The organism is Brevibacillus reuszeri (genome assembly GCF_001187725.1).
Taxonomy (GTDB): domain Bacteria; phylum Bacillota; class Bacilli; order Brevibacillales; family Brevibacillaceae; genus Brevibacillus; species Brevibacillus reuszeri.
In genome coordinates this window covers 15,283-40,798 of the sequence record NZ_LGIQ01000013.1, presented here as the reverse complement: position 1 = coordinate 40,798, position 25,516 = coordinate 15,283, and the positions used below count along the sequence as shown (strand labels likewise).

The 25,516-nt window shown below is 47.7% G+C and carries 27 protein-coding genes and 1 other annotated feature; of the genes, 1 reads left to right on the top strand and 26 read right to left on the bottom strand.

Annotation, left to right across the window (positions count from 1 at the left end):
* Positions 1 to 2: 2 nt before the first annotated feature.
* The 4 genes from rplW to rpsJ all read right to left on the bottom strand — a co-directional run bounded on the left by rplW (position 3) and on the right by rpsJ (position 2,021).
* Entirely contained in the window at positions 3 to 293 is a 291-nt protein-coding gene (gene rplW / locus ADS79_RS30345) for a 50S ribosomal protein L23 (RefSeq protein ID WP_049742230.1), read from the bottom strand.
* Positions 293 to 916: a 50S ribosomal protein L4 gene (gene rplD / locus ADS79_RS30340; RefSeq protein ID WP_049742229.1), complete on the bottom strand. Its 624-nt coding sequence runs from the start codon at positions 914 to 916 to the stop codon at positions 293 to 295. The genes rplW and rplD overlap by 1 nt, the downstream gene beginning before the upstream one ends.
* A 20-nt stretch (positions 917 to 936) precedes the next feature.
* A complete protein-coding gene (gene rplC / locus ADS79_RS30335) occupies positions 937 to 1,566 on the bottom strand; it encodes a 50S ribosomal protein L3 (protein ID WP_049742228.1) in 630 nt (209 codons plus the stop codon).
* 146 nt (positions 1,567 to 1,712) lie between these two features.
* A complete protein-coding gene (gene rpsJ / locus ADS79_RS30330) occupies positions 1,713 to 2,021 on the bottom strand; it encodes a 30S ribosomal protein S10 (RefSeq protein ID WP_003333796.1) in 309 nt (102 codons plus the stop codon).
* Positions 2,022 to 2,377: 356 nt separating this feature from the next.
* Between rpsJ and ADS79_RS30325 the strand changes: the two genes are divergently transcribed.
* Positions 2,378 to 2,776 carry a globin domain-containing protein gene (locus tag ADS79_RS30325; RefSeq protein ID WP_049742227.1) on the top strand — a complete coding sequence of 133 codons (399 nt, stop codon included), beginning with the start codon at positions 2,378 to 2,380 and terminating at the stop codon, positions 2,774 to 2,776.
* A gap of 9 nt (positions 2,777 to 2,785) precedes the next feature.
* Here ADS79_RS30325 and ADS79_RS30320 read toward each other — a convergent pair whose 3' ends face one another.
* From ADS79_RS30320 to cysE, 22 genes are all read right to left on the bottom strand, one after another.
* Positions 2,786 to 3,721, bottom strand: a complete 936-nt coding sequence (locus ADS79_RS30320; RefSeq protein WP_049742226.1) for a DMT family transporter — start codon at positions 3,719 to 3,721, stop codon at positions 2,786 to 2,788.
* A 171-nt stretch (positions 3,722 to 3,892) separates the two neighbouring features.
* The gene (gene tuf, locus ADS79_RS30315) at positions 3,893 to 5,083 is read right to left on the bottom strand and encodes an elongation factor Tu (RefSeq protein ID WP_049742225.1); all 1,191 of its coding nucleotides are present in this window, start codon (positions 5,081 to 5,083) and stop codon (positions 3,893 to 3,895) included.
* 121 nt (positions 5,084 to 5,204) lie between these two features.
* Positions 5,205 to 7,283, bottom strand: coding sequence for an elongation factor G (fusA, locus tag ADS79_RS30310; protein ID WP_049742224.1), 2,079 nt, complete (start codon positions 7,281 to 7,283; stop codon positions 5,205 to 5,207).
* Positions 7,284 to 7,354: 71 nt separating this feature from the next.
* Positions 7,355 to 7,825 carry a 30S ribosomal protein S7 gene (rpsG, locus tag ADS79_RS30305; RefSeq protein ID WP_007716226.1) on the bottom strand — a complete coding sequence of 157 codons (471 nt, stop codon included), beginning with the start codon at positions 7,823 to 7,825 and terminating at the stop codon, positions 7,355 to 7,357.
* Between the two features lie 54 nt (positions 7,826 to 7,879).
* Positions 7,880 to 8,323 (bottom strand): 30S ribosomal protein S12, encoded by a 444-nt coding sequence (gene rpsL, locus ADS79_RS30300; protein ID WP_005828873.1) that lies wholly within the window; start codon positions 8,321 to 8,323, stop codon positions 7,880 to 7,882.
* A gap of 122 nt (positions 8,324 to 8,445) precedes the next feature.
* Entirely contained in the window at positions 8,446 to 8,700 is a 255-nt protein-coding gene (locus ADS79_RS30295) for a 50S ribosomal protein L7ae-like protein (protein WP_049742223.1), read from the bottom strand.
* Between the two features lie 137 nt (positions 8,701 to 8,837).
* The gene (gene rpoC / locus ADS79_RS30290) at positions 8,838 to 12,464 is read right to left on the bottom strand and encodes a DNA-directed RNA polymerase subunit beta' (RefSeq protein ID WP_049742222.1); all 3,627 of its coding nucleotides are present in this window, start codon (positions 12,462 to 12,464) and stop codon (positions 8,838 to 8,840) included.
* Positions 12,465 to 12,493: 29 nt separating this feature from the next.
* Complete coding sequence (rpoB, locus tag ADS79_RS30285) at positions 12,494 to 16,033, bottom strand: DNA-directed RNA polymerase subunit beta (RefSeq protein WP_049742221.1); 3,540 nt, start codon at positions 16,031 to 16,033, stop codon at positions 12,494 to 12,496.
* Positions 16,034 to 16,344: 311 nt separating this feature from the next.
* On the bottom strand, positions 16,345 to 16,941 hold the full coding sequence (locus ADS79_RS30280; RefSeq protein ID WP_049742220.1) for a class I SAM-dependent methyltransferase: 597 nt from the start codon (positions 16,939 to 16,941) through the stop codon (positions 16,345 to 16,347).
* A 101-nt stretch (positions 16,942 to 17,042) separates the two neighbouring features.
* Positions 17,043 to 17,405, bottom strand: coding sequence for a 50S ribosomal protein L7/L12 (gene rplL, locus ADS79_RS30275; RefSeq protein WP_049742219.1), 363 nt, complete (start codon positions 17,403 to 17,405; stop codon positions 17,043 to 17,045).
* Between the two features lie 56 nt (positions 17,406 to 17,461).
* Positions 17,462 to 17,977 carry a 50S ribosomal protein L10 gene (gene rplJ / locus ADS79_RS30270; RefSeq protein ID WP_049742218.1) on the bottom strand — a complete coding sequence of 172 codons (516 nt, stop codon included), beginning with the start codon at positions 17,975 to 17,977 and terminating at the stop codon, positions 17,462 to 17,464.
* A gap of 25 nt (positions 17,978 to 18,002) precedes the next feature.
* Positions 18,003 to 18,165 (bottom strand) — a sequence feature (ribosomal protein L10 leader region).
* A gap of 42 nt (positions 18,166 to 18,207) precedes the next feature.
* Complete coding sequence (rplA, locus tag ADS79_RS30265; RefSeq protein WP_049742217.1) at positions 18,208 to 18,891, bottom strand: 50S ribosomal protein L1; 684 nt, start codon at positions 18,889 to 18,891, stop codon at positions 18,208 to 18,210.
* Between the two features lie 89 nt (positions 18,892 to 18,980).
* Complete coding sequence (gene rplK / locus ADS79_RS30260; protein WP_005828886.1) at positions 18,981 to 19,406, bottom strand: 50S ribosomal protein L11; 426 nt, start codon at positions 19,404 to 19,406, stop codon at positions 18,981 to 18,983.
* A gap of 183 nt (positions 19,407 to 19,589) precedes the next feature.
* Positions 19,590 to 20,126 carry a transcription termination/antitermination protein NusG gene (gene nusG, locus ADS79_RS30255; RefSeq protein WP_049742216.1) on the bottom strand — a complete coding sequence of 179 codons (537 nt, stop codon included), beginning with the start codon at positions 20,124 to 20,126 and terminating at the stop codon, positions 19,590 to 19,592.
* A gap of 45 nt (positions 20,127 to 20,171) precedes the next feature.
* Positions 20,172 to 20,420 carry a preprotein translocase subunit SecE gene (gene secE, locus ADS79_RS30250; RefSeq protein WP_049742215.1) on the bottom strand — a complete coding sequence of 83 codons (249 nt, stop codon included), beginning with the start codon at positions 20,418 to 20,420 and terminating at the stop codon, positions 20,172 to 20,174.
* A complete protein-coding gene (rpmG, locus tag ADS79_RS30245) occupies positions 20,420 to 20,569 on the bottom strand; it encodes a 50S ribosomal protein L33 (RefSeq protein WP_003392018.1) in 150 nt (49 codons plus the stop codon). Before rpmG ends, secE begins: the two co-directional genes overlap by 1 nt.
* A 450-nt stretch (positions 20,570 to 21,019) precedes the next feature.
* The gene (sigH, locus tag ADS79_RS30240) at positions 21,020 to 21,670 is read right to left on the bottom strand and encodes an RNA polymerase sporulation sigma factor SigH (RefSeq protein WP_005828894.1); all 651 of its coding nucleotides are present in this window, start codon (positions 21,668 to 21,670) and stop codon (positions 21,020 to 21,022) included.
* Between the two features lie 82 nt (positions 21,671 to 21,752).
* The gene (locus ADS79_RS30235; protein WP_049742214.1) at positions 21,753 to 22,277 is read right to left on the bottom strand and encodes an NYN domain-containing protein; all 525 of its coding nucleotides are present in this window, start codon (positions 22,275 to 22,277) and stop codon (positions 21,753 to 21,755) included.
* Between the two features lies 1 nt (position 22,278).
* Positions 22,279 to 23,034 (bottom strand): 23S rRNA (guanosine(2251)-2'-O)-methyltransferase RlmB, encoded by a 756-nt coding sequence (gene rlmB / locus ADS79_RS30230; RefSeq protein ID WP_049742213.1) that lies wholly within the window; start codon positions 23,032 to 23,034, stop codon positions 22,279 to 22,281.
* Between the two features lie 2 nt (positions 23,035 to 23,036).
* Complete coding sequence (locus tag ADS79_RS30225; RefSeq protein WP_049742212.1) at positions 23,037 to 23,438, bottom strand: Mini-ribonuclease 3; 402 nt, start codon at positions 23,436 to 23,438, stop codon at positions 23,037 to 23,039.
* A gap of 15 nt (positions 23,439 to 23,453) precedes the next feature.
* Positions 23,454 to 24,860, bottom strand: a complete 1,407-nt coding sequence (gene cysS / locus ADS79_RS30220) for a cysteine--tRNA ligase (RefSeq protein ID WP_049742211.1) — start codon at positions 24,858 to 24,860, stop codon at positions 23,454 to 23,456.
* Positions 24,841 to 25,506 (bottom strand): serine O-acetyltransferase, encoded by a 666-nt coding sequence (cysE, locus tag ADS79_RS30215; RefSeq protein ID WP_049742210.1) that lies wholly within the window; start codon positions 25,504 to 25,506, stop codon positions 24,841 to 24,843. Before cysE ends, cysS begins: the two co-directional genes overlap by 20 nt.
* Between the last annotated feature and the right edge of the window lie 10 nt (positions 25,507 to 25,516).

The following is a 25,516-nucleotide window of genomic DNA, read 5'->3' as shown; positions in this document are numbered from 1 at the left end:
GGTTATACTCCCTCGTAGAAGGCCAGGTCTTTGCTGTCATCTGTCAGCTTAACGATCGCTTTCTTCCACTCGGATGTGTAACCGGAGTATTTTCCGTAGCGCTTTGGTTTCGCAGGAACACGAACGGTGTTAACTGCTTCTACTTTTACGCCAAATACTTTTTCAACAGCTTGTTTGATTTCTGTCTTGTTGGCTTTGAGAGGTACTTCGAAAACGTACTTTTTCTCAGCCATCATATCAGTGGTGCGCTCGGTAATGACAGGGCGTTTAAGGACATCATGAAGGCTCTTCATTATGCGAGCACCTCCTCTACTTTCGCAATCGCTTCTTTCGTCACGATTACTTTGTCATGCGCTACCAGATCAAGAACGTTAATGCCTGCAGCATCTACGATTTTTGCACCTGGGATATTGCGGGAAGCAAGCGCTACGTTTTGGTCGAACTCGGAAGTTACGATCAGAACTTTGCGATCTGCTTTAAAGCTGCTGAGTACAGCCGTCATGTCTTTTGTTTTAGGAGCCGCGATGTTCAGGGCTTCCAATACCAAAAGCTCATTGTTTTGTACTTTAACAGAAAGTGCGGATTTCAGTGCCAGACGACGAACTTTACGGTTCAGTTTGTAACCGTATTTGCGCGGAGTTGGACCGAATACAACACCGCCACCTTTCCATTGCGGAGAGCGAATGGAACCTTGGCGTGCACGACCTGTTCCTTTTTGGCGCCATGGCTTGCGGCCACCACCACGTACTTCAGAACGGTTCTTTACATCATGTGTACCTTGACGTTGTGATGCTTGTTGCATCACGATCGCATCGTACAAAGCAGAGTTATTAGGTTCAATCCCAAATACGCTGTCTGCAAGATCGATTTCGCCAACTTGAGAACCGGTTTGGTTATAAAGAGCTACTTTCGGCATGTCAGTTCCTCCTTTCCTTACTAGTTCTTCTTGACTGCCGTGGTAACCAGTACGCAACCGTTTTTCGGACCAGGCACGGAGCCTTTTACGAGAATCAGATTACGTTCTGCCACTACTTTTACCACTTCCAGGTTTTGAATGGTTACGTTATCGCCACCCATTTGACCTGGCAAGCTTTGGCCTTTGAATACGCGACCAGCGTCGACAGCACCCAGAGAACCTGGGCCACGATGGTAGCGCGAACCGTGAGCCATAGGACCGCGGGATTGATTGTGACGTTTGATCGAACCTTGGAAACCTTTACCCTTGGTTACGCCAGCTACGTCAATGATATCTCCCTCAGCAAAAATGTCAGCTTTCAACTCTTGACCTACCTCAAACTCACCGAGGTTAACTCCGCGAATTTCGCGAACGAAGCGCTTAGGAGCAGTGTTAGCTTTTGCTGCATGGCCTTTTTCCGGCTTGTTAGCGCGCTGTGCCTTTTTGTCTTCAAAGCCGATTTGAATTGCTTCGTAACCGTCATTCTCCAGATCTTTCTTTTGGAGAACTACGTTAGAACCAGCCTCGATGACCGTTACAGCAATCGCTGTTCCGTTTGGACCAAAAACTTGAGTCATTCCAAGTTTTTTCCCTAAGATTCCTTTGGTCATTTGTGCCACCTCCTGTGCTTATTTCAGTAAAACGTTTTATGTTGTATCAAGTCCCCATCGATGCGCAGGGGTGCTATTCAAGGGTTTGATGCTTGGTATAACACGCTTATCAAGACAACGTCTGCGCGTGTATCGCTTTTGGGACCTTAGAGCTTGATCTCGATGTCCACACCAGACGGCAGATCAAGACGCATCAGAGCATCTACAGTTTGTGGTGTTGGATTCAAGATATCGATCAAACGTTTATGTGTACGCATCTCGAATTGCTCACGAGAATCTTTGTACTTATGAACCGCACGCAGGATTGTGTAAACTGCTTTCTCCGTAGGAAGCGGGATTGGACCGGATACATTTGCTCCGGAACGCTTAGCAGTCTCTACAATTTTTTCTGCGGACTGATCGAGGATTTTGTGATCATACGCCTTCAAACGAATACGAATCTTTTGCTTTGCCATTTAAGTCCCTCCTTTTTCGCCCATTTTTCTAAATAGACATTTCTCCGTGGAAATATCCTGCACCCCGGTCATGGCAAAGGGCCCGGGTGTGTCAGCAACCTCCCACATCATCGCAAGTCCATGACCAACATTCAATATTGTACTAAAAATAAATGGGCAACGCAAGTCATTTCTTTAGGTACCCACATATTTTTTGTACAAGCAAGCAAAATCCATAGGCTCACCTAGACTATGATACTGATTTCCCCGACGAAAGGCAAGCGGGATTCCCTGCCAGTTTCATCGGACTTCTATATATAATAGAAGAAACACGTTATACTAAGTATGGAACATCCCTATAAAGGAGGCTAGACGTTATGTCTGAAGCCATTCGCACTCCCTATGAAATGATTGGCGGGGCTGATACATTAGCCCGTCTTGTAGATAGCTTTTATGATTTGGTAGCGAAGCACCCAGATCTTGCTCCTCTGTTTCCCCAAGATTTCACCGAGGTAAAAGAGCGGCAATATCAATTTTTAACCCAGTTTCTCGGTGGCCCTACATTGTACACTGATCAGCATGGGCATCCGATGCTTCGTGCCCGGCATATGCGTTTTCCTATTGGTGTTGTACAGGCGGAAGCTTGGCTAGCATGTATGAAGCAGGCCATGGACCAGATCGGACTTGAAGGCGAGCTACGACATCAAATATTCGATCGGCTGCGACTTACCGCCCATCATATGGTCAATCAATGGGAGCAAAAAGAAGAAGCGTAGGGATCTCCCCTACGCTTTTGTTGTTACCTCTGGAGCTGCTGCAGTATTTGTCTGTACGTTCTTCGGCAACGTACGCGAGCCCAAGTATACGCCTCCAACAATCATCAGCAATGCGAGCAAGTGAACAAGCTGTAGTTTCTCGCCTAAAAACAGAGCTGCGAACAACAAGCTCGCCATGGGCATTCCATTTAAAAAGACAGCCGTTCTGCTGGCCCCAAGCTGGCGGATGCCATAATTCCAACCGACCGTTCCAAGCGCAGTAGATAGCGCACCCGATACGAAAATGACGCCCCATTGAAGGGTCGATACGTCCAGTCCTGTATAGAAGCTGAGTGGATTCATGGAAAGTGCTGTTCCCCAAAGAAAGATGACTCCAAACATTTGCGATAAAGCTGTAATCAATAAAACAGGTACGCCACGTACCACCAGCTTTCGTACGAGCAATCCACCCGTAACATACATAAGCATGGAGAAAAACATGATCGCATCTCCCCAGCCATTCATATGAATCGTCCCATGCTGGGAAATGACAACGATTAATACACCAGCAAAACCAACGCCAATCCCCAAACCTTTTCTCCACGACATGCCTTCACCAAGCAGCATCATCGCAAGCAAAGCCGTTGCCAATGGATTTAGTGCTAAAATCAGCGATGCATTGCCAGCGGTTGTGTATTGGACTCCCGTAGCCAAAGTAATTTGATGAAGTGCGATAGAGCTTGCTCCTACACCTGCTAACAGCAGCCAATCTATTTTACCGAGCCTCAAATTTTTTCGATACATATACACAATTGGCGCTAAACAAATACCTGCAACCGACATCCTGATTACTGCTACATAGATTGGAGGAAATACGGTGAGATATTTGACCATCACAACATTCAAACCCCACAGCGTAATAACTCCAGCTAACATCAAGTACAGTAAACGTTCATTACTTTTCATTTTTCTAGTATCCCCCATCCAATCCTGATGGTATTGTAGCACATCCTAAGGAAATGCTTATTGAATCATTTTGATGGGAGCCATTCATAAAATCGATGATGTTCAAAAACGAAACAGCAAAAAACCCGACAACAAATGCTGTCGGGTTTTTAATACATATATCAGAATCGATTAGGATTCGATAGAAGCTACAACACCAGCGCCTACTGTACGGCCACCTTCGCGGATAGCGAAGCGAGTACCTTGTTCCATCGCTACTGGAGCGATCAGTTCTACAGTGAACTCAGTGTTGTCACCAGGCATGATCATTTCAACGCCTTCTGGCAGTTGGATGATACCTGTAACGTCAGTTGTACGGAAGTAGAATTGTGGACGGTAGTTAGCAAAGAAAGGAGTGTGACGTCCGCCTTCTTCTTTGGACAGAACGTAAACTTCTGCTTTGAACTTAGTGTAAGGCTTAACGGAACCTGGTTTCGCCAAGCATTGTCCGCGCTCGATGTCATTACGGTCTACACCGCGCAACAGAGCACCGATGTTGTCACCAGCTTGAGCGGAATCCAGCAATTTGCGGAACATCTCAACGCCAGTTACAGTTGTGTTTTTAGTTTCTTCAGCCAAACCGATGATTTCTACTTGGTCACCAACTTTAACTACACCGCGCTCTACGCGACCAGTAGCTACAGTACCACGACCAGTAATTGTGAAAACATCCTCTACAGGCATCAAGAAAGGTTTGTCAGTTGCACGCTCAGGAGTTGGGATGTAGCTGTCAACAGCGTCCATCAACTCAGCAATTTTTGCAGCCCAGTCACCAGTTGGGTTGTCCAAAGCTTCTTTAGCAGAACCTTTGATTACTGGAGTATCGTCACCTGGGAAGTCGTATTGGGACAACAGGTCACGGATTTCCATTTCAACGAGTTCCAACAACTCTTCATCGTCTACCATGTCGCATTTGTTCATGAATACTACGATGTAAGGTACGCCTACTTGTTTGGAGAGCAGGATGTGCTCGCGAGTTTGTGGCATAGGGCCATCAGCTGCGGATACAACCAGGATTGCGCCGTCCATTTGAGCAGCACCAGTAATCATGTTTTTCACGTAGTCAGCGTGACCAGGGCAGTCAACGTGAGCATAGTGACGGTTTTCAGTTTCGTACTCAACGTGAGCAGTGTTGATTGTGATACCGCGCTCTTTTTCTTCTGGAGCAGCGTCAATGGAAGCATAGTTCATTGCTTGTGCTTTACCTGATTGTGCCAAAACAGTAGTGATAGCAGCAGTCAGGGTAGTTTTACCATGGTCAACGTGACCAATAGTACCAATGTTTACGTGCGGTTTATTCCGCTCAAATTTCGCTTTTGCCATGAGAGAAAAGCCTCCTTAAATGATAAGGGTTATATTTAGAGAAAAAAGGTTTACCCTACTAATGGTTATCCCTCTACTATTGTAAACCTTTCTCCTTTGAAGATAAAGCCAGCAGCGACGATTATTCGCCCTTGGATTTCTTGATGATCTCTTCGGAGATGAATTTTGGTACCTCTTCGTAGTGATCAATCTCCATGGAGTAGTTACCACGGCCTTGTGTACGGGAACGCAGTACTGTGGAGTATCCAAACATCTCGGACAGTGGTACCATTGCACGGATTGCTTGTGCATTTGCACGAGCTTCCATACCTTCGATACGACCGCGGCGGGAGTTCAGGTCACCCATTACGTCGCCCATGTACTCTTCAGGCATGATTACTTCTACTTTCATGATTGGCTCAAGGAGAACCGCACCACATTTTTTCGCAGCTTCCTTCAAAGCGAGGGAACCTGCTACTTTAAATGCCATCTCGGAGGAGTCAACGTCATGGTAGCTACCGTCTACGATAGTAGCTTTGATATCTACCAGCGGGAAGCCAGCGATAACACCATTTTTCATTGATTCTTCGATACCCGCTTGAACAGCAGGGATGTATTCTCTTGGAACCACACCACCGACGATTTTGTTTTCAAACTGGAATCCAGCACCAGCTTCGAGTGGAGCGAACTCTACCCAAACGTGACCGAATTGACCACGACCACCGGACTGACGAACGAATTTACCTTCCACTTTAGCTGCTGTACGGAATGTTTCACGGTAAGCAACTTGTGGTGCACCTACGTTCGCTTCCACTTTGAATTCACGTCTCATACGGTCAACGATAATTTCCAGGTGAAGCTCACCCATACCGGAAATGATTGTTTGACCTGTTTCTTCATCCGTACGAGTTCTGAACGTAGGGTCTTCTTCAGCCAATTTAGAGAGGGCAATACCCATCTTGTCTTGGTCTGCTTTAGACTTAGGTTCGATCGCAACAGAGATAACTGGTTCTGGGAATGTCATGGACTCCAGGATAACCGGAGACTTTTCATCACACAGAGTATCACCAGTTGTTGTATCTTTCAAACCTACTGCAGCAGCGATGTCACCGGAGTAAACCGTTTGGATCTCTTCGCGGTGGTTTGCGTGCATTTGCAGAATGCGGCCTACACGCTCACGCTTGCCTTTAGTAGAGTTGAGTACATAAGAACCAGCATTCAATACACCAGAGTACACACGGAAGAAAGTCAGTCGACCAACGTAAGGGTCAGTCATGATCTTGAAAGCAAGAGCAGAGAACGGACCGTTATCGTCAGCTGGACGAGATACTTCGTCTTCGGTATCTGGCAATGTACCTTTGATCGCTGGGATGTCAACAGGCGATGGCAGGAAAGTTACTACGTTATCCAGCATAGGTTGAACACCTTTGTTACGGTAAGAAGAACCGCACATTACTGGAACGAGTTTAACATCGATGGTACCTTTACGCAGAGCTGTACGAATTTCGTCGTTAGTCAACTCTTCGCCTTCGAGGTACTTCATCATCAGTTCTTCATCTTGTTCTGCAGCCGCTTCAACCAATGCCAGACGCAGCTCATCGCATTTGTCTTTCAGGTCAGCAGGGATTTCAACAGAGTCAGATGTTTTACCCAGGTCATCAGTATAGAGGATTGCCTTCATCTCGATGAGGTCAACCATTCCTTTGAACTGATCTTCAGCACCGATTGGGTATTGAACTGCTACCGGGTTAGCTCCAAGACGTGTGCGGATTTGCTCCAAGCACATGTCGAAGTTAGCACCGATGATGTCCATTTTGTTGATGTAGCAAACACGCGGAACACCGTATTTGTCAGCTTGACGCCATACGGTTTCAGTCTGTGGTTCTACACCACCCTTTGCATCAAAAACGGTTACAGCACCGTCAAGAACGCGCAGGGAGCGCTCCACTTCTACAGTGAAGTCTACGTGACCAGGCGTATCGATGATGTTGATACGATGGCCTTTCCATTGAGCAGTAGTAGCGGCGGAAGTGATCGTAATACCGCGCTCTTGTTCTTGTTCCATCCAGTCCATGGTAGCCGCACCTTCGTGTGTCTCACCAATTTTGTGAACGCGACCAGTGTAGAACAGAATACGCTCTGTGGTAGTCGTCTTACCAGCATCGATGTGAGCCATGATACCGATATTACGCGTATTCGAGAGAGAGAACTCGCGAGCCATTAGGTATGCTCCTTCCATAACTCGTGTGTGAGAATATACGGGTATCCGAAACGGATACCCATTTTAAAATCCTACCAGCGATAGTGAGCAAACGCTTTGTTCGCTTCAGCCATCTTGTGTGTGTCTTCACGCTTTTTAACAGCTGCACCAGTGTTGTTAGCAGCGTCCATGATCTCGTTAGCAAGACGTTGTTCCATGGTTTTCTCTCCACGGTTACGGGAGTAGTTAACCATCCAACGCAGACCAAGAGTGGTACGGCGCTCTGGTTTTACTTCGATTGGTACTTGATAGTTAGCACCACCTACACGGCGAGCTTTAACTTCGAGTACTGGCATTACGTTTTTCAGTGCTTCTTCAAACACTTCCATCGGATTGCGACCTGTGCGCTCCTGAATGATGTCAAATGCGTTGTAGAGAATGTTCTGAGCTACACCACGCTTACCATCCAACATCAGGCGGTTAATCAAACGAGTAACCAACTTGCTGTTATGAATAGGATCAGGCAGCACGTCACGACGGGTTACAGGACCTTTACGAGGCATCGTATTCCCTCCTTCTTTTCAATATAACTTCACGCCACTTCAAAGGCGTTTTCATTATTTCTTTTTCGCTGCAGCAGCTGCTTGACCTGGCTTCGGACGCTTAGTACCGTATTTGGAACGACCTTGTTTACGGTTGTTCACACCAGCAGTGTCAAGAGCACCACGAACGATATGGTAGCGTACCCCTGGCAAGTCTTTTACACGACCGCCGCGCACAAGCACGACGCTATGCTCTTGCAGGTTGTGGCCAATACCACCGATGTATGCAGTTACCTCGATACCGTTAGTCAAACGCACACGAGCGTATTTACGCAACGCGGAGTTTGGTTTTTTCGGAGTCATGGTACCTACACGAGTGCAAACACCACGTTTTTGAGGAGAGCTTTGGTTGGTTTGGCTTTTCTTGAAGCTGTTGTACCCTTTTTGAAGAGCTGGGGACTTCGACTTCACAACCTTATCCTCGCGACCTTTACGCACCAATTGGTTAATTGTAGGCATGATGTTACCTCCCTTCTTAATACCCAATCTTCAAGACCACAGATCCAGGTGAGTCATTTTTAGGCCAAATAGAAAGTTCTTGTCCAAGATTACGCAACGTGTAAAAGCAGACAAAAACATCATTAACCACTTTTCTTAATCGCAGCAGTAGCTGCTCCCACTTCGATTCCGCACGCTTTGCCTAATCGCCGCATGGAATCTACGTGGATGACTGGAACACCCTTCTCTTTGCAAAGGAGCTCGACTTTTTGGGTCAAACGCTTATCAGCATCCGTAGCGATGTAAACTGCTTCTACCTGTTGGTGTTCAACAGCCTTGATCGTTTGCTTGATACCGATCGTCAACTCCTTGGCCCGCTCTACTTTTTCATAAGACATGATTTTCATATCCTCCAAAGTACAGATATCAGGCACACTTGAATATAATATCAGGTGGGCTATTAGTTGTCAACGTCCCACACAATATTTTTATTTAGGAAAGCGCCCACCGTAAGTGATGGGCGCTTCTCCTATGATTACTCTACTGAAACAGCTGCTTGCTGCGCTTTCTCTGCCTCAAGCTCTGTTTCGTAATCAAGCTGACTTGCCACTTTAATATTGCGATAACGTGACATACCGGTACCAGCTGGAACCAGCTTACCGATAATAACGTTCTCTTTCAAACCTAGCAAGCGGTCCACTTTTCCTTTGATCGCTGCATCGGTAAGAACACGCGTCGTCTCCTGGAAGGACGCTGCCGACAAGAAGGAGTCGGTTTCGAGGGATGCTTTCGTGATACCCAAGAGAACCGGACGGCCAACTGCTGGATTTCTTCCTTCAATGAGAACTTTCGCATTCGCTTGCTCGAATTCCGGAACTTCCACATAGGAACCTGGCAGAAGATCCGTGTCTCCACTGTCGATAACACGCAGCTTGCGAAGCATTTGACGAATCATTACTTCTACGTGCTTATCGTTAATTTCTACACCCTGCATACGGTAAACTTTTTGTACCTCTTGCAAGATGTAGTTGGAAACTCCGCGCATACCGCGAACTTTCAGCATTTCTTTCGGGTCAACGGAACCTTCTGTGAGCTCATCCCCCGCATTCAGCTTGACACCAACAGATACCTTGATGCGAGAGCCGTACGGAGCTGCGTACACTTTGTTTTCCGCTTCACCACGAACTTCGATTTCACGACGATCCTTACCTTCGCGAATATCGACAACTTCACCATCAATCTCGGAGATAACGGCTTGACCTTTCGGATTACGCGCTTCAAACAACTCTTGAATACGCGGCAAACCTTGGGTAATATCATCTCCCGCAACCCCACCTGTATGGAACGTACGCATGGTCAGCTGGGTACCCGGCTCACCAATGGACTGAGCAGCGATAATACCTACCGCTTCCCCTACTTCCACCTCGGCACCGGTTGCCAGGTTGCGTCCGTAGCACAATTTGCAGACACCATGACTGGTGCGGCAAGCAAGTACGTTACGGATGTATACCTCAGTGATGCCTTCTTTTTCGATATACTCGGCAACTTCTTCGGAAATCTCCTCATTGCGTCCAATAATGACTTCTTTGGTCACAGGGTGGCGCAAAGTCTCAAAGCATGTACGGCCGATCAAACGGTCAGACAGCTTTTCGATCTCTTCCTTACCATCCTTAATAGCCGTAACACGAATACCTTTATCCGTACCGCAATCTCTTTCGCGGACGATCACGTCTTGGGCAACGTCTACGAGACGACGAGTCAGGTAACCCGAGTCCGCAGTACGCAGTGCCGTATCGGCGAGACCTTTCCGCGCACCATGCGTGGAGATAAAGTACTCCAAAACGGTCAGACCTTCACGGAAGTTGGATTTAATCGGCAACTCAATGATTCGACCGGATGGGTTTGCCATCAGACCGCGCATACCTGCCAGCTGAGTAATCTGGGATACGTTACCGCGGGCACCGGAGTTTGCCATCATAAAGATTGCGTTAAACTTATCCATCGACTTCATCAAGACTTCTGTTACTTCATCCTTGGCTTTGGACCAGATGGAGATAACACGGTCATAGCGCTCGTCTTCGGTAATTAAACCACGACGGAACTGCGTCATGACGGTAGCAACCTTTTCATCTGCACCATCGAGGATATCTTTTTTCTTACCTGGTACCGCGATGTCCGCGACGGCAATGGTGATACCTGCTTTCGTCGAGTACGTGAAGCCCAATTCCTTGATCTTATCGAGGATCATGGATGTTTTCATCGTACCAAAGCGACGGAAGCACTCAGAAATAATGGTTCCGAGAAAGCCTTTTTTCACAGCGCCTGGATCAGGGAGATTCTTAATGAATTCAGTAACATTCGTACCTTTATCAAAGATAAAGGATTCGTCTGGAACCATAAATTGCAGGTTAGCTTTTGTTGGCGTATTAATGAACGGCAGATCAGCAGGGAAAATTTCGTTGAAAATGACTTTCCCTACAGTCGTTACGAGAAGCGCGTTCTCTTGCTGCTCAGTAAAGCTTGTTTTGTTCAGGCGCTTCGCAGGCAGAGCGATACGTGTATGCAAGCTGATATAGCCTTGCTGGTACGCGGCAATCGCATCATGCGGGTCACGGTAAATCGTACCCTCGCCTTTGTCGCCTTCCCGCTCCAACGTGAGGTAGTAAGAACCAAGCACCATATCCTGGGATGGCGTAACTACCGGCTTACCGTCTTTCGGGTTCAAGATATTTTGTGCTGCCAGCATGAGGATACGAGCTTCTGCCTGTGCCTCTGCGGACAACGGAACGTGAACAGCCATTTGGTCACCGTCAAAGTCCGCGTTGTACGCTGTACAAACGAGCGGATGCAGACGGATCGCGCGACCTTCTACCAATACTGGTTCAAATGCCTGGATACCCAGACGGTGCAAGGTGGGGGCACGGTTCAACAGGACTGGATGCTCGCGGATAACGTCCTCAAGTACATCCCATACCTCAGGCTGAACGCGCTCAACCTTGCGCTTTGCGCTCTTGATGTTATGAGCGAGGCCTTTTGCCACCAGCTCTTTCATCACGAACGGCTTGAAGAGCTCAAGTGCCATTTCTTTTGGCAAACCGCACTGATACATCTTCAGGTTTGGTCCTACAACGATAACGGAACGACCGGAGTAGTCAACACGCTTACCGAGCAGGTTTTGACGGAAACGACCTTGTTTACCTTTCAGCATGTGGCTGAGAGATTTCAGAGGACGGTTACCTGGACCTGTTACCGGACGTCCACGACGACCGTTGTCGATGAGCGCATCTACTGCTTCCTGCAGCATGCGTTTCTCGTTTTGTACGATAATGTCAGGAGCACCCAGCTCAAGCAGGCGCTTCAGACGATTGTTCCGGTTGATGACACGACGGTACAGGTCATTCAAGTCGGATGTGGCAAAACGTCCACCATCCAATTGAACCATCGGACGCAGCTCTGGCGGGATCACTGGCAGTACATCAAGAACCATCCAATCCGGGTGGTTACCGGAGTTGCGGAATGCCTCGAGCACTTCCAGACGCTTGATCGCACGGTTGCGACGCTGGCCTTGTGCCGTTTTCAGATCTTCTTTTAACGTTTCCACGTCTTTGTCCAGATCAATTTCAGCGAGCAGACGCTTGATCGCTTCTGCACCCATCATCGCTTGGAAAGAGTGGCCATATTTCTCACGATAGTTGCGGTACTCTTTTTCGGAGAGCAACTGCTTCTTGTCGAGAGGAGTATCGCCAGCATCCGTTACCACGTAAGAAGCAAAGTAGATGACTTCTTCCAGGGAACGCGGGGACATATCGAGAACCAAACCCATACGGCTTGGAATCCCTTTGAAGTACCAGATGTGAGAAACTGGGGCAGCCAGTTCAATGTGCCCCATCCGCTCACGACGTACTTTGGCGCGGGTTACTTCCACGCCGCAACGATCGCACACTACACCTTTATAACGTACACGCTTGTATTTACCGCAATGACACTCCCAGTCCTTGGTCGGTCCAAAGATGCGTTCGCAGAACAAGCCGTCTTTTTCCGGTTTCAGTGTGCGGTAGTTGATCGTCTCCGGCTTTTTTACTTCCCCGAAAGACCACGAACGGATCTTATCGGGGGAAGCCAAGCCGATCTTCATATATTCGAAGTTATTCACGTCAATCACAGGGCGTTACCTCCCTTTGTACCGGAATCTTACTCTTCGTTCGAGCTTCCGCCTTCAAGTACGAGGTTTAGTTTTTCGCTATTACCTTCATCCTCGTCTTCTGTTTCTCGCATTTCAATCTCCTGCTCATCTCCGGAAAGGATTTTCACGTCCATACCCAAGCTTTGCAGCTCCTTAATCAATACTTTGAAGGACTCAGGAACGCCTGGCTCTGGAACGTTTTCACCTTTGACAATCGCTTCGTACGTTTTCACACGACCTACGACGTCATCGGATTTGACAGTGAGAATTTCTTGCAAGGTGTAGGCTGCACCATAAGCTTCCAGTGCCCAAACCTCCATCTCCCCAAAACGCTGTCCGCCGAATTGAGCTTTACCACCCAATGGCTGCTGTGTAACGAGAGAGTATGGACCAGTGGAACGGGCATGGATTTTGTCATCAACCAAGTGAGCCAGTTTCAGCATGTATACGCAACCGACGGTTACACGTCGATCAAACGGTTCACCTGTACGACCATCGAACAAGATGGTTTTACCATCGCGATCGAGTCCAGCTTCTTCCAACGTCTCGAATACTTCTGCCTGACGTGCACCGTCAAATACTGGTGTTGCCACGTGAATACCCAGAAGCTTCGCTGCCATACCAAGGTGAGTCTCCAGTACCTGACCGATGTTCATCCGCGATGGTACACCCAGCGGGTTGAGAACGATCTCTACCGGGGAGCCATCTGGGAGGAACGGCATGTCTTCTTCTGCCATAATCCGGGCAATAACCCCTTTGTTACCATGTCGACCGGCCATCTTGTCACCCACGGAAATTTTCCGTTTTTGAGCGATGTAGACACGAACCAGTTGATTTACGCCTGGAGGCAGCTCGTCGCCGTTTTCACGCGTAAAGACTTTAACATCCACGATAATACCGGAACCACCATGTGGTACGCGCAGAGACGTATCACGAACCTCACGAGCTTTTTCACCAAAGATCGCATGCAAGAGACGTTCTTCTGCTGTCAGTTCAGTAACCCCTTTAGGTGTAACCTTACCAACGAGAATGTCGCCATCTTGAATTTCTGCACCCACACGGATAATACCGCGTTCATCCAGGTTTTTCAGAGCGTCTTCACCCACGTTTGGAATATCGCGTGTGATTTCCTCTGGACCCAGCTTGGTGTCACGAGCTTCGGACTCGTATTCTTCAATATGGATAGACGTGTACACGTCATCTTTAACCAATTTTTCACTCAGAAGAATCGCATCTTCATAGTTGTATCCTTCCCATGTCATAAACGCAACGATCACGTTACGACCGAGAGCCAATTCACCTTTTTCAGTGGATGGACCATCACCAATGATATCGCCTTTTTCAATCCAGTCGCCACGGCTTACAATCGGGCGTTGGTTGATACACGTACCTTGGTTGGAACGGATAAATTTGTGCATCTTGTACTTATCGATATCGCCAGCGACTTTCTTGCCGTCGATTTCTTTGTAACGACGAATCCAGATTTCGCGAGCCGTTACACGCTCTACCTGACCCGGATGCTTAGCAACGATTGCTACCCCGGAGTCTTGCGCTGCTTTATGCTCCATACCTGTACCGACAAACGGTGCTTGTGGAATCAAAAGCGGAACGGCCTGCCGCTGCATGTTGGAACCCATCAATGCGCGGTTCGCGTCATCGTTTTCAAGGAACGGAATCAACGCGGTTGCCACGGACACTACCTGCTTAGGAGATACGTCCATGAAGTCAACCTTGTCACGTGGTACGCTCAAGATTTCACCTTTACGGCGGCAAATAACCATGTCGTTCACAAAGCGACCAACTTCATCGAGAGGCTGATTCGCCTGCGCCACGTTAAACACGTCTTCCTCATCAGCTGTCAAATAACTGATATCGGTAAGAACATAGCCTGTCTCTGGATCGACCTTACGACGAGGCGTTTCGATAAAGCCGTAGTCGTTGATGCGAGCGAAGGAAGACAGCGAGTTGATCAAACCAATGTTTGGACCCTCTGGCGTCTCAATTGGACACATACGGCCATAGTGGGAATGGTGAACGTCGCGCACTTCGAAGCCCGCACGCTCACGGGTCAAACCACCAGGTCCGAGTGCAGAGAGACGACGCTTATGAGTCAGCTCAGCAAGCGGGTTTGTTTGGTCCATAAACTGAGACAACTGCGAGCTACCAAAGAACTCCTTCAGTGACGCAATCACTGGTCGGATGTTAATGAGAGCTTGCGGCGTAATCTGATTTTGATCCTGGATGGACATACGCTCACGAACCACACGCTCCATACGGGACAAACCGATACGGAACTGGTTCTGCAAGAGCTCACCCACGGAACGGAGACGACGGTTACCCAAGTGATCGATGTCGTCAGTGGAACCAACGCTATGCAGGAGGTTCATGAAATAATTGATCGCCGAAACGATATCTGCCGGCGTAATATGCTTGACTGATTTATCTACATTTCCGTTTCCGATGATCTTGATGATCTTGCCATCTTCGATCGGAGAGAAAATATTAATGGATTGCAGATGAATCGCTTCCTCTTCCAATACACCGCCATGCGTACGAACATCGATACCGCCGATGTTCCCCTCCAGAGCTGGCAAGATACGATCCAGTATACGACGGTCAATCATTTGACCTGCCTCGGCAAAAATTTCACCGGTGTCGGTATCTACTAATGTCTCTGCCAAACGCTGATTGTACAGGCGATTCTTCAGATGAAGCTTCTTGTTCATTTTGTAACGACCGACAGAAGCCAAATCATAGCGCTTTGGATCAAAGAAGCGAGAGACCAAGAGACTCTTCGCATTATCAACTGTCGGCGGCTCACCCGGACGCAGGCGCTCGTAAATCTCGATCAGCGCTTTTTCGGTAGAGTCCGTATTGTCTTTTTCCAGCGTGTTCTTGATGTATTCATCTTCACCCAGCAAGTTGAGAATCTCAATGTCAGAACCAAAGCCCAATGCACGCAAAAGGACCGTTACCGGGATTTTACGCGTACGGTCGATGCGGACATAGATAACGTCTTTCGCATCTGTCTCCAACTCCAACCATGCGCCCCGATTCGGGATCACAGTAGCTGTGAACGTCTGCTTGCCGTTTTTGTCCACTTTGGTGTTGTAATATACACTGGGGGAACGAACAAGCTGGCTGACAATAACGCGCTCAGCACCATTAATAATGAAGGTTCCCGTTTCAGTCATGAGCGGGAAATCCCCCATGAAGACTTCTTGTTCCTTCACTTCTCCCGTCTCTTTGTTCAACAAACGTACCTTCACACGCAGAGGCGCCGCATAGGTGACGTCACGTTCTTTCGACTCGTCAACATCGTACTTCGGCTCTCCCAAGCTGTAGTCGATAAACTCCAGCACGAGATTACCTGTGAAGTCCTGGATTGGCGAAATGTCTTGGAACATCTCACGGAGCCCCTCATCAAGGAACCATTGGTAGGACTTTTGCTGAATCTCGATGAGATTTGGAAGGCCCAGCACTTCGTTAATACGTGAATACGTACGACGCTGGCGGTGTCGGCCACTTTGAATCACTTTACCTGCCAACTTATTCACCCCTCAGGTTGTGTTTTCACACATAGAAACTTGGCATTCGGCAACTTTAAGAGAGCAGACGAATGCCTCAAAAATAAAAATGGGTTAAAGCAGTAACACCATTTTTAACCCAGAGAAACTCTATTTTAAAAGAATTCCCATGTTTTTACACAAACATTCCTTCCTTTTTCATAAAAAGAAGAAAATGCTTGACAGACAGGGAATTACTGAAAAATAGACATTTATCCCATATTGACATTTTATAATGCTATCACAACGGTTTATTCTCGTCAAGAAAAGTTTTCTAATGAACTTCTTCTTGCTTATTTGATCGCCCGGAAAATGTGATAGCCTTTTCTACGGTCTACCTCTATTACTTCTTGGTAGGTTTCCTGAAGCTTCTTCAATGCTGAAGGGGCACCTTGCTTCTTCTGAATCACTACCCACATCTCGCCACCCTCAGCCAAGAGCTCATATCCTTCTGTAAAGATGCGATGGACGATTTCCTTGCCCGCTCGAATAGGCGGGTTGGTCAGGATGATATCAAACTGTTTTCCCTGCACACTGCTGTAAACATCGCTAACGAGAATCTCAACATTTTTCACGTTGTTCAACTCAGCGTTTCGACGCGCCAAGTCAACTGCACGTTCGTTGACATCAATCATCGTTACCTGTCCTTGATCAGCAAGACCTGCAACAGTCAAACCGATCGGACCGTAACCACATCCCACATCCAGCACTCTCGCACGACTGGGAATGTCCATGTTTTCGATGAGCAATACGCTGCCGAAGTCAATCCGATCCCGAGAAAAAACACCTGCATCCGTCCAAAAGCGCAGTTCTTTTTCGCGAAGCACAAACGAAAATTGCTGTTCGTCATGTGCGGCTCCCGGTCGATTGGTGTAGTAATGATCTGCCACGTGCGATTCACCCTTTTTGCATCAGTATCGAAAGCAAGCTCCTTCACCTCTACAGAAAAACCCCCTGCCGCAGGCAAGGGGATTTCCATTAGGAAGCTAACTTACTTTACTTCTACTACTGCGCCAGCTTCTTCAAGTTTTGCTTTGAGAGCTTCTGCTTCGTCTTTGGAAACGCCATCTTTAAGTGTTTTTGGAGCGTTGTCTACCAGGTCTTTTGCTTCTTTCAGACCCAAACCAGTCAGCTCGCGAACAACTTTAATAACGTTGATTTTGGAAGCACCAGCGCTTACCAGGTTTACAGTGAATTCAGTTTGCTCAGCAGCCGCTTCAGCAGCGCCACCAGCAACTACAGCTACAGGAGCAGCAGCGGTTACACCGAATTCTTCTTCAATTGCTTTTACCAAGTCGTTCAGTTCGAGAACGGACATGCCTTTAATGGCTTCCAAGATTTGCTCTTTAGACATTTTGAAATCCTCCCATTCAAGGAAAAGTATAGTTAAAACATTATCCGATCAGGCGATTACGCGCCTTGACCTTCTTTTTGTTCTGCCACTGCTTTGACTGCCAGTGCAACGTTGCGCATTGGAGCTTGCAGGACGGAAAGAAGCATGGAAAGGAGACCTTCGCGGGATGGAAGAGTTGCGAGTGCTTGAATTTGATCAGCAGCAACAACTTTACCTTCGATTACGCCACCCTTGATTTCCAGCTTGTCGTTTTTCTTAGCGAATTCAGCGATGATTTTCGCTGGAGCAATGATATCGTCTTTGGAGAACGCCAGAGCGTTCGGGCCAGTCAGATATTGATCCAGTTCAGTCAGGCTTTCCTTCTCAGTAGCCAAACGAGTCAGGGAGTTTTTCAACACCTGGAACTCAACACCTGCTTCACGCAATTGTTTGCGCAGCTCAGTTACTTGTGCTACTGTCAGACCGCGGTAGTCAGCTACCACTGTAGTTTGGCTTTCGCGAAGCTTGGTTGCGATTTCGTTGATCGCTTGTACCTTTTCTTCACGAATAACGGTTGGACGAATTTCTGCCATTGTTTACACCTCCCGTGCTCTAATTCCTAGAAAATGAAGAATGCCCTCGCAGACTCACGAGGGCATAATGCTTTATCGTCAAAGGAAATCTCATTTCCTCTTTCGTACATCACACGCCTCGGAGGGATATTAAGCATTGCTTTAGTAAGCTCTGCACCTTCTGTCTACGGCCTATTCTTTTCATCAACAGGAACTATCTTAACAACTCCCACATAGGAAGTCAAGTGTCATTATTTTACAGCAACACGTACGCCAGGGCCCATAGTGGAGCTCAGGGTTACGTTTCTCATGTAAACACCTTTAGCTGCTGCTGGTTTCGCACGGTTCAGCGCGTCAGTCAATGCAGCCAGGTTGTCAGCCAGCTTGTCAGCATCGAAGGATGCTTTTCCGATCGGAGCGTGGATGTTACCTGCTTTGTCTACGCGATACTCAATTTTACCCGCTTTGATTTCGTTAACCGCTTTTGTTACGTCGAAAGTAACAGTACCGGTCTTAGGGTTTGGCATCAGGCCTTTTGGACCGAGTACACGACCCAATTTACCTACTTCACCCATCATGTCAGGAGTAGCTACTACAACGTCAAAGTCGAACCAGCCACCTTGAATTTTCGCGATCATATCTGCATCGCCTACATAGTCAGCGCCAGCTGCTTCTGCATCTTTTGCTTTTTCGCCTTTAGCGAATACGAGAACGCGTTGTACTTTACCAGTACCATGAGGCAATACAACAGCGCCACGGATTTGTTGGTCAGCACGCTTAGGATCTACGCCCAAACGGAAAGCTGCTTCAACAGTTTCATCGAATTTAGCAGTAGCTGCTTTTTTAACCAGCTCGATACCTTCTGCTACTTCGTATACTTTGTTTTTATCAACGAGCTTTACAGCCTCTTGATATTTCTTACCTTTTTTCGCCATGATTAAATCTCCCTTCAATGTGGTCGTAGCGGTTAATCCTCCCACAGACAGGGGGGCACAATGTCTGTGCCCCCTTGCACTTAAGACAATTAGTCTTCGATTACGATACCCATAGAACGTGCAGTACCTTCAACCATACGCATAGCCGCTTCCACGGATGCTGCATTCAGGTCAGGACGCTTCAGTTCTGCGATTTCACGAACTTTATCACGCTTCAGCGTAGCAACCTTTGTTTTGTTTGGTACGCCAGAACCGGACTCGATGCCAGCAGCTTTCTTCAACAGAACTGCAGCTGGTGGAGTCTTCGTGATGAAAGTGAAAGAACGGTCTTCAAACACGGTGATTTCCACCGGAATGATCATACCAACTTCGCTCTCTGTACGAGCATTGAATTCTTTACAGAATCCCATGATGTTCACACCAGCTTGACCGAGTGCCGGACCTACTGGAGGTGCAGGATTCGCTTTACCTGCTGGGATTTGTAATTTAATTACGCGGATAACCTTCTTAGCCACGTAAGACACCTCCTTACTTCACATGTGGTTATTACGGGGGAATGCCCCCTCCCACCGTTTGGTGAAAGTCTATGTAAAGACTTCCGATCTATAGTGAGAGTGCAAGAAACCCCAGATATTGTTGTGGGATTGTTAAAACAAAATGAAATGTACCATATAGCACGATACTTTTCAAGTTGAATCCTAATCCAATTTTTGAACTTGTGTAAAGTCTAGCTCTACCGGTGTTTCGCGACCGAAGATGTCCACTAATACGCGAACCTTCTGTCTGTCCGGGTGAATCTCGATAATCTCCCCGGTGCGATTAGAAAATGGACCATCTGTGACGCGCACCATATCGCGGAGAGCAAAATCGACTCTGATTTTGGGAATTTCGATCCCCATTTGCTTGAGAATCGTATCGGCCTCTTCAGGACGTAGCGCCGTCGGCTTGGAACCGGCGCCTGTGGATCCGACAAAGCCGGTAACCCCAGGAGTGTTACGCACGACATACCAAGAGTCGTCCGTCATCACCATTTCAACAAGGACGTATCCAGGAAACACTTTTTTCGTGACGGTGCGCTTTTTGCCATCCTTAGTCTCCACTTCTTCTTCAGTGGGAACGAGAACGCGAAAGATCTTGTCTTCCATGCCCATCGACTCGAGGCGTTTCTCAAGATTAGTTTTAACCTTGTTTTCGTAACCTGAGTACGTATGAAGTACATACCATGCTTTTTCCATATCCACCAGGACGATTACCGTCCGTCCCTCCTAAGACTTGCAAAATTACGTTCCTAGAATCAAATCGATCAAGCGCGAGATACCCAAATCAACGACGAAGAAGAACAGTGCTAACAGCACAACCGTAACCATAACAACGATCGTATAAGTTGTTAATTCCTTACGATTGGGCCAACGTACTTTCTTCAGTTCGGACATTACGTCGCCAAAAAAACCACCGGTACGGCGAAAACTGGCTCCGATTCGTGCTAAAAAACCCACTTTGCCACCCCCTGACTTCGTCGCATCAACCATTACTTCGTCTCGCGATGAAGGGTTTGCTTCTTGTCACGGGAGCAATACTTTTTCAGTTCAACACGTTCAGTAGTGGTGCGTTTGTTCTTTGTGGAGATATAGTTACGCTCGCCACACTCGGTGCACGCCAACGTGATGTTTACTCGCATTTATTGCCACCTCCATCTCATTTCAAACCTTACTATTAATGAAAAGTACCCCGATGATAAATAGTACGGGAAAACCGCTACTTTTTCCAGACCATTTCATTCACCAAAGTAACCATAGAACAGAGAGATAAGAGTCTATGGCTACCTAAATAAATTTATCACACCGAAATACCCATGTCAAACAAAACGACTTGACAAGACGAAAGCATTTTGCTTCCATAAAAAATCTTCTACCAATGCCTTCTCCAGCTAGGAAAGCCTTGCAGTGCCAGTAGTTTTTCAGATGCGCGAAAACATGCAAGACCGCCGCTCCAATATCTGATACGCCTTACATTCGCCCGATTTTTCCCTTTTTTCGCAGCCTTTCCCTCACCAGGTCCTGCTTTGCCTCTACTTGCAAAGAGCTAGATGATGCCGCACCTTGCAAAAATAAAAAGAGAGATTCTCTTTTTACAGATGAATCTCTCTACCTTCCAAATAGCGCTCCAGCTTGCGCTTCACACGCTGCAAGGCATTGTCGATGGATTTGACGTGACGCTTCAGCTCAACAGCGATCTGCTGATAAGAGCGCCCATCCAGATAAAGCATCAATACCTGACGCTCCAGGTCACTCAAAATCTCACTCATTTTGCCTTCGATATCATCAAACTCTTCGCGGTTAATAAATAGTTCTTCGGGATCTGTCACCTTGGTGCCAGAAATGACATCGAGCAAGGTGCGATCAGAATCCTCATCGTAGATCGGCTTGTCCAGCGACACGTACGAATTAAGCGGGATATGCTTTTGTCTGGTTGCAGTCTTGATTGCTGTGATGATCTGACGAGTAATGCACAGCTCAGCAAAAGCTTTGAAAGAAGTGAGCTTGTCCCCTCGGAAGTCGCGAATAGACTTGTACAGTCCGATCATCCCTTCCTGCACGATATCTTCGCGGTCAGCCCCAATAAGAAAATAGGATCTCGCTTTGGCACGCACGAAGTTCTTGTACTTGTTGATCAAGTACTCCAGAGCCTCTGCGTCATTATCGCGAACCAGGTCGACTACTTCTTCGTCGGTCATCAGTTCATATTGGGCATGTTTTAACTCCTTGAGGTCAACACTCACAAATGATCCCTCCGCCAACCGGTTTCTCCATTGATGACGCTATTATACATGATGCCGTAAAAAAGCGTCAACCGAATGAAACTTATTCCCTTCTCCATTTTTCGAATATTTTCGCTATTTCATCATTCAATGTAATGCGTCTGGAGTAGCCTTCTTCATGTGATTTTTCGACCTCGCGTTTGATCTCATTACCTGCATTTTCCATATCTAACAGCAACTCCCGCGCGGATTTGCGCAGTGCTCCCTGACCAAAAATGACACGCTGAGAAGTGTAGTCGGAGGTCGCTACATAAATTTGTCGATTTTTTTGGTGAAATTGGGAGACAAGCTGTTCAATTTTTTCGTCAGCTGTCTCCTTTTTCTTCGTAAAATATATTTCGACCTGATAATCTTCCATTTGGCGACCGATACCCGGTACGTTATAGGCATCGAATACAATGATGACTTTCAATCCCGTGTAGCTCTGGTATTCTGCCATTTTGGAAATCAGCTGATCGCGCGCCTCATCCATGCGATCTTGATCCTTCAGCAGGCGCAAGTCAGGCCAGGCACCGATGATATTGTAGCCATCCACGATCAGCAGCTGCTTGGCTTTTCTTTTAGCCATCTCATTTCACCCGCGATGGAAGTGGACTCCTGGAACGATATACTTCATACATGAGCAAAGCCGCAGCTACTGAAGCATTGAGGGAGGTTACATTCCCCGCCATTGGCAGACTGTAGAGAAAATCACAGTTCTCGCGTACCAGACGGCTAATACCTTTGCCCTCGCTGCCAATCACGATTGCAAGCGGCATTGTATAGTCGCCTTGGCGGAAATCCTGCTTCGCGCTAGCATCCGTTCCTGCAATCCAGACTCCGCGCTCTTTTAATTCTTCCATGGTACGGACCAAATTCGTCACACGCGCCACCGGCACATAATTGATCGCACCAGCGGACGCCTTGGCCACTGTCGCCGTCAGGCTGACCGAGCGCCGTTTTGGAATAATTACACCATGCGCCCCAACCGCATCGGCAGTCCGCATGATAGAACCGAGATTATGCGGGTCCTCCAACTCGTCCAGCAAAAGAATAAAGGGCTGCTCATTTTTCTCCTCTGCCCGCTTCAAGATATCGTCCACTTCTACATAGTCGTAAGCGGCAACAGATGCAATGACACCTTGATGGTTATCTGTAGACACCAGCTGATCCAGTTTCTTGCGGTTCGCCGTCGTCACGATGACACCCTGCTCTTTTGCCAAAGAAAATACAGGTCCCATCAAATTCTTATTGGTTCCTTCTGCAATCCAAATCTTATTGATTGTACGCCCCGATCGAAGCGCCTCAATGACCGGATTTTTACCGAGAATCCACTCTTCACTCATACTTATTCTCCTTCCACAATCGCAAAAGCTTGCTGCACAATTTCAGCGATCCGCTCTTCTTTTCCGCTCAAATACAAATACCCAATCAACGCTTCAAAGGCAGTGGCATGACGATAGTCGATAATATCGGCATTTTTGGCAGTGGAGCCTGATTTGGCGTTCCGTCCCCGCTTTACCACATTCAGCTCTTCTTCCGGCAAAGTCGGCATCAGCGTCAACAGGACATTCGCCTGTGCTTTCGCCGACACATACCGGGTGGCTGCCTTGTGGAGCTGGTTTGGTTTAACCAGCCCCTTGGCAATTAGATGGTATCTCACACAATGAGCATAGGTAGCGTCGCCGAGAAAGGCAAGCACCAGTGGATTGGTCAGATTAGGATCTCGCGTCAGTTCTTCTTTTTGCATACCTTCTTCGGCCCCTTACTTACGGCGCCAGCGAACACCCTGCGGAGTGTCTTCCAGCACAATTCCTTTGGCTGCGAGCAAATCACGAATTTCGTCCGAACGGGCAAAATTGCGTGCTTTGCGTGCTTCTGTACGTTCTACGATCAGTGCATCGATTTCACTGTCCAAAAGCTCCTCTTCCTGTTTCAGCTCGAGTCCAAATACTCCAGTCAGCTCCACGAGAAGCTCCATGTAGGCAGTGATCTCTTTGGTCCCTACATTTTGATGGCGCATGTAGAGATTCGCTTCTTTTACAATATCGAAGAATACGGTAATCGCATTCGCTGTATTCAGATCGTCGTCCATCTCAGCAATGAAGCGTTCACGCAGATCGTTGATGATTTTTGATTGCTCTTCCGCTTGGCCGTTAGGTTCTTCGTCCCGCGACGTTTCCAGACGATGAGAGAGGTTCGTGTAAGCTGTCGTGATTCTCTCCAGACCGTTTGCTGCTTGCTCCAACAGTTCATCGCTAAAATTAATCGGGTTGCGGTAATGACCCTGCAGCATGAAGAATCGAATGAGCTGTCCACCGAATTTCGCTGTCAGGTCACGCGCCAAAAGGAAGTTCCCCAGTGATTTGGACATTTTTTCGTTGTCGATATTAAGCATGCCGTTGTGCAACCAGTAGCGGGCAAATACTTTTCCCGTAAAGCACTCGGACTGCGCAATTTCATTTTCATGGTGCGGAAACACTAGATCGGTACCACCCGCATGGATGTCGATTTCCTCGCCCAAAAACTTCAGTGCCATCGCCGAGCACTCGATGTGCCAGCCCGGGCGCCCTTCGCCCCAAGGACTGCTCCAGGTAACCTCGCCGGTCTTTGCTGCTTTCCACAGAACGAAGTCAAGTGGATGCTCCTTCTTCTCATTGATCTCTACTCGTGCACCTGCCTGCAGGTCATCAAGCGGTTGATGCGAGAGCTTTCCATACTCCTGAAAGCGACCCGTGCGGAAGTATACGTCCCCTTCACTCTCATACGCGTAGCCTTTTTCGATTAAGCCTTCAACGAATTCAATGATTTCAGGAATCGTCTGCATCACACGTGGTTGAATATCTGGCGGCAGTACATTCAAGGAGTGCAAATCCTCATTGAATGCATCGGTATACCGATCCGCTACTTCTTTGACAGTCGTTCCCTCTTCATTGGCGACCCGGATCAGTTTATCGTCCACATCTGTAATGTTTTGTACAAACGTCACTTCGTAACCGCGGTATTTCAAGTATCGGCGAAGTGTGTCGAAAACAATAGCTGGACGGGCGTTTCCAATATGAATGTAGTTGTACACGGTCGGTCCACACACGTACATCTTCACCTTTCCTGGCTCCAATGTTACGAACGGTTCCTTTCGACGTGTCATCGTATTAGTCAGTTGTATGCCCATTGTTCTTTTTATCCTCCCTCAAAAGTTCCATTTCTGCTCGCAGCTGATCAATTTCTTTTTGCATCAAACGAATGGTATCTGCTACCGGGTCTGGCATATTCACATGATCCAAATCGTTTTTTACACGCTTGCCATCCTGAATGACGATGCGCGCTTTAATTCCTACCACGGTCGAATTCGGCGGTACCTCCTGCAAGACAACAGCACCGGCCCCTATCTTTGAATTATCGCCAATCTTGAAGGAACCCAATACTTTTGCCCCTGTAGCAATAATCACATCATTGCCGATCGTAGGATGGCGCTTGCCTTTTTCCTTCCCGGTTCCACCGAGCGTAACCCCTTGATAAATCGTTACATTATCACCGATTTCACAAGTCTCTCCGATGACAACTCCACTCCCATGATCAATAAACAAGCCTCGGCCGATCTGCGCGCCCGGGTGAATCTCAATTCCGGTAAAAAAGCGGGACATCTGAGAAACAACACGAGCAAGCGTACACCATTCGGCCTTCCACAGCTTGTGGGCAATCCGGTGCCCCCATATCGCATGCAGCCCCGCATAGGTCATAACGACCTCCAGGGTACTGCGCGCAGCCGGGTCTCGTTCAAATACAGCGCGAATGTCATCTCTCATCTGTGCTAACATTTTTGGTGGC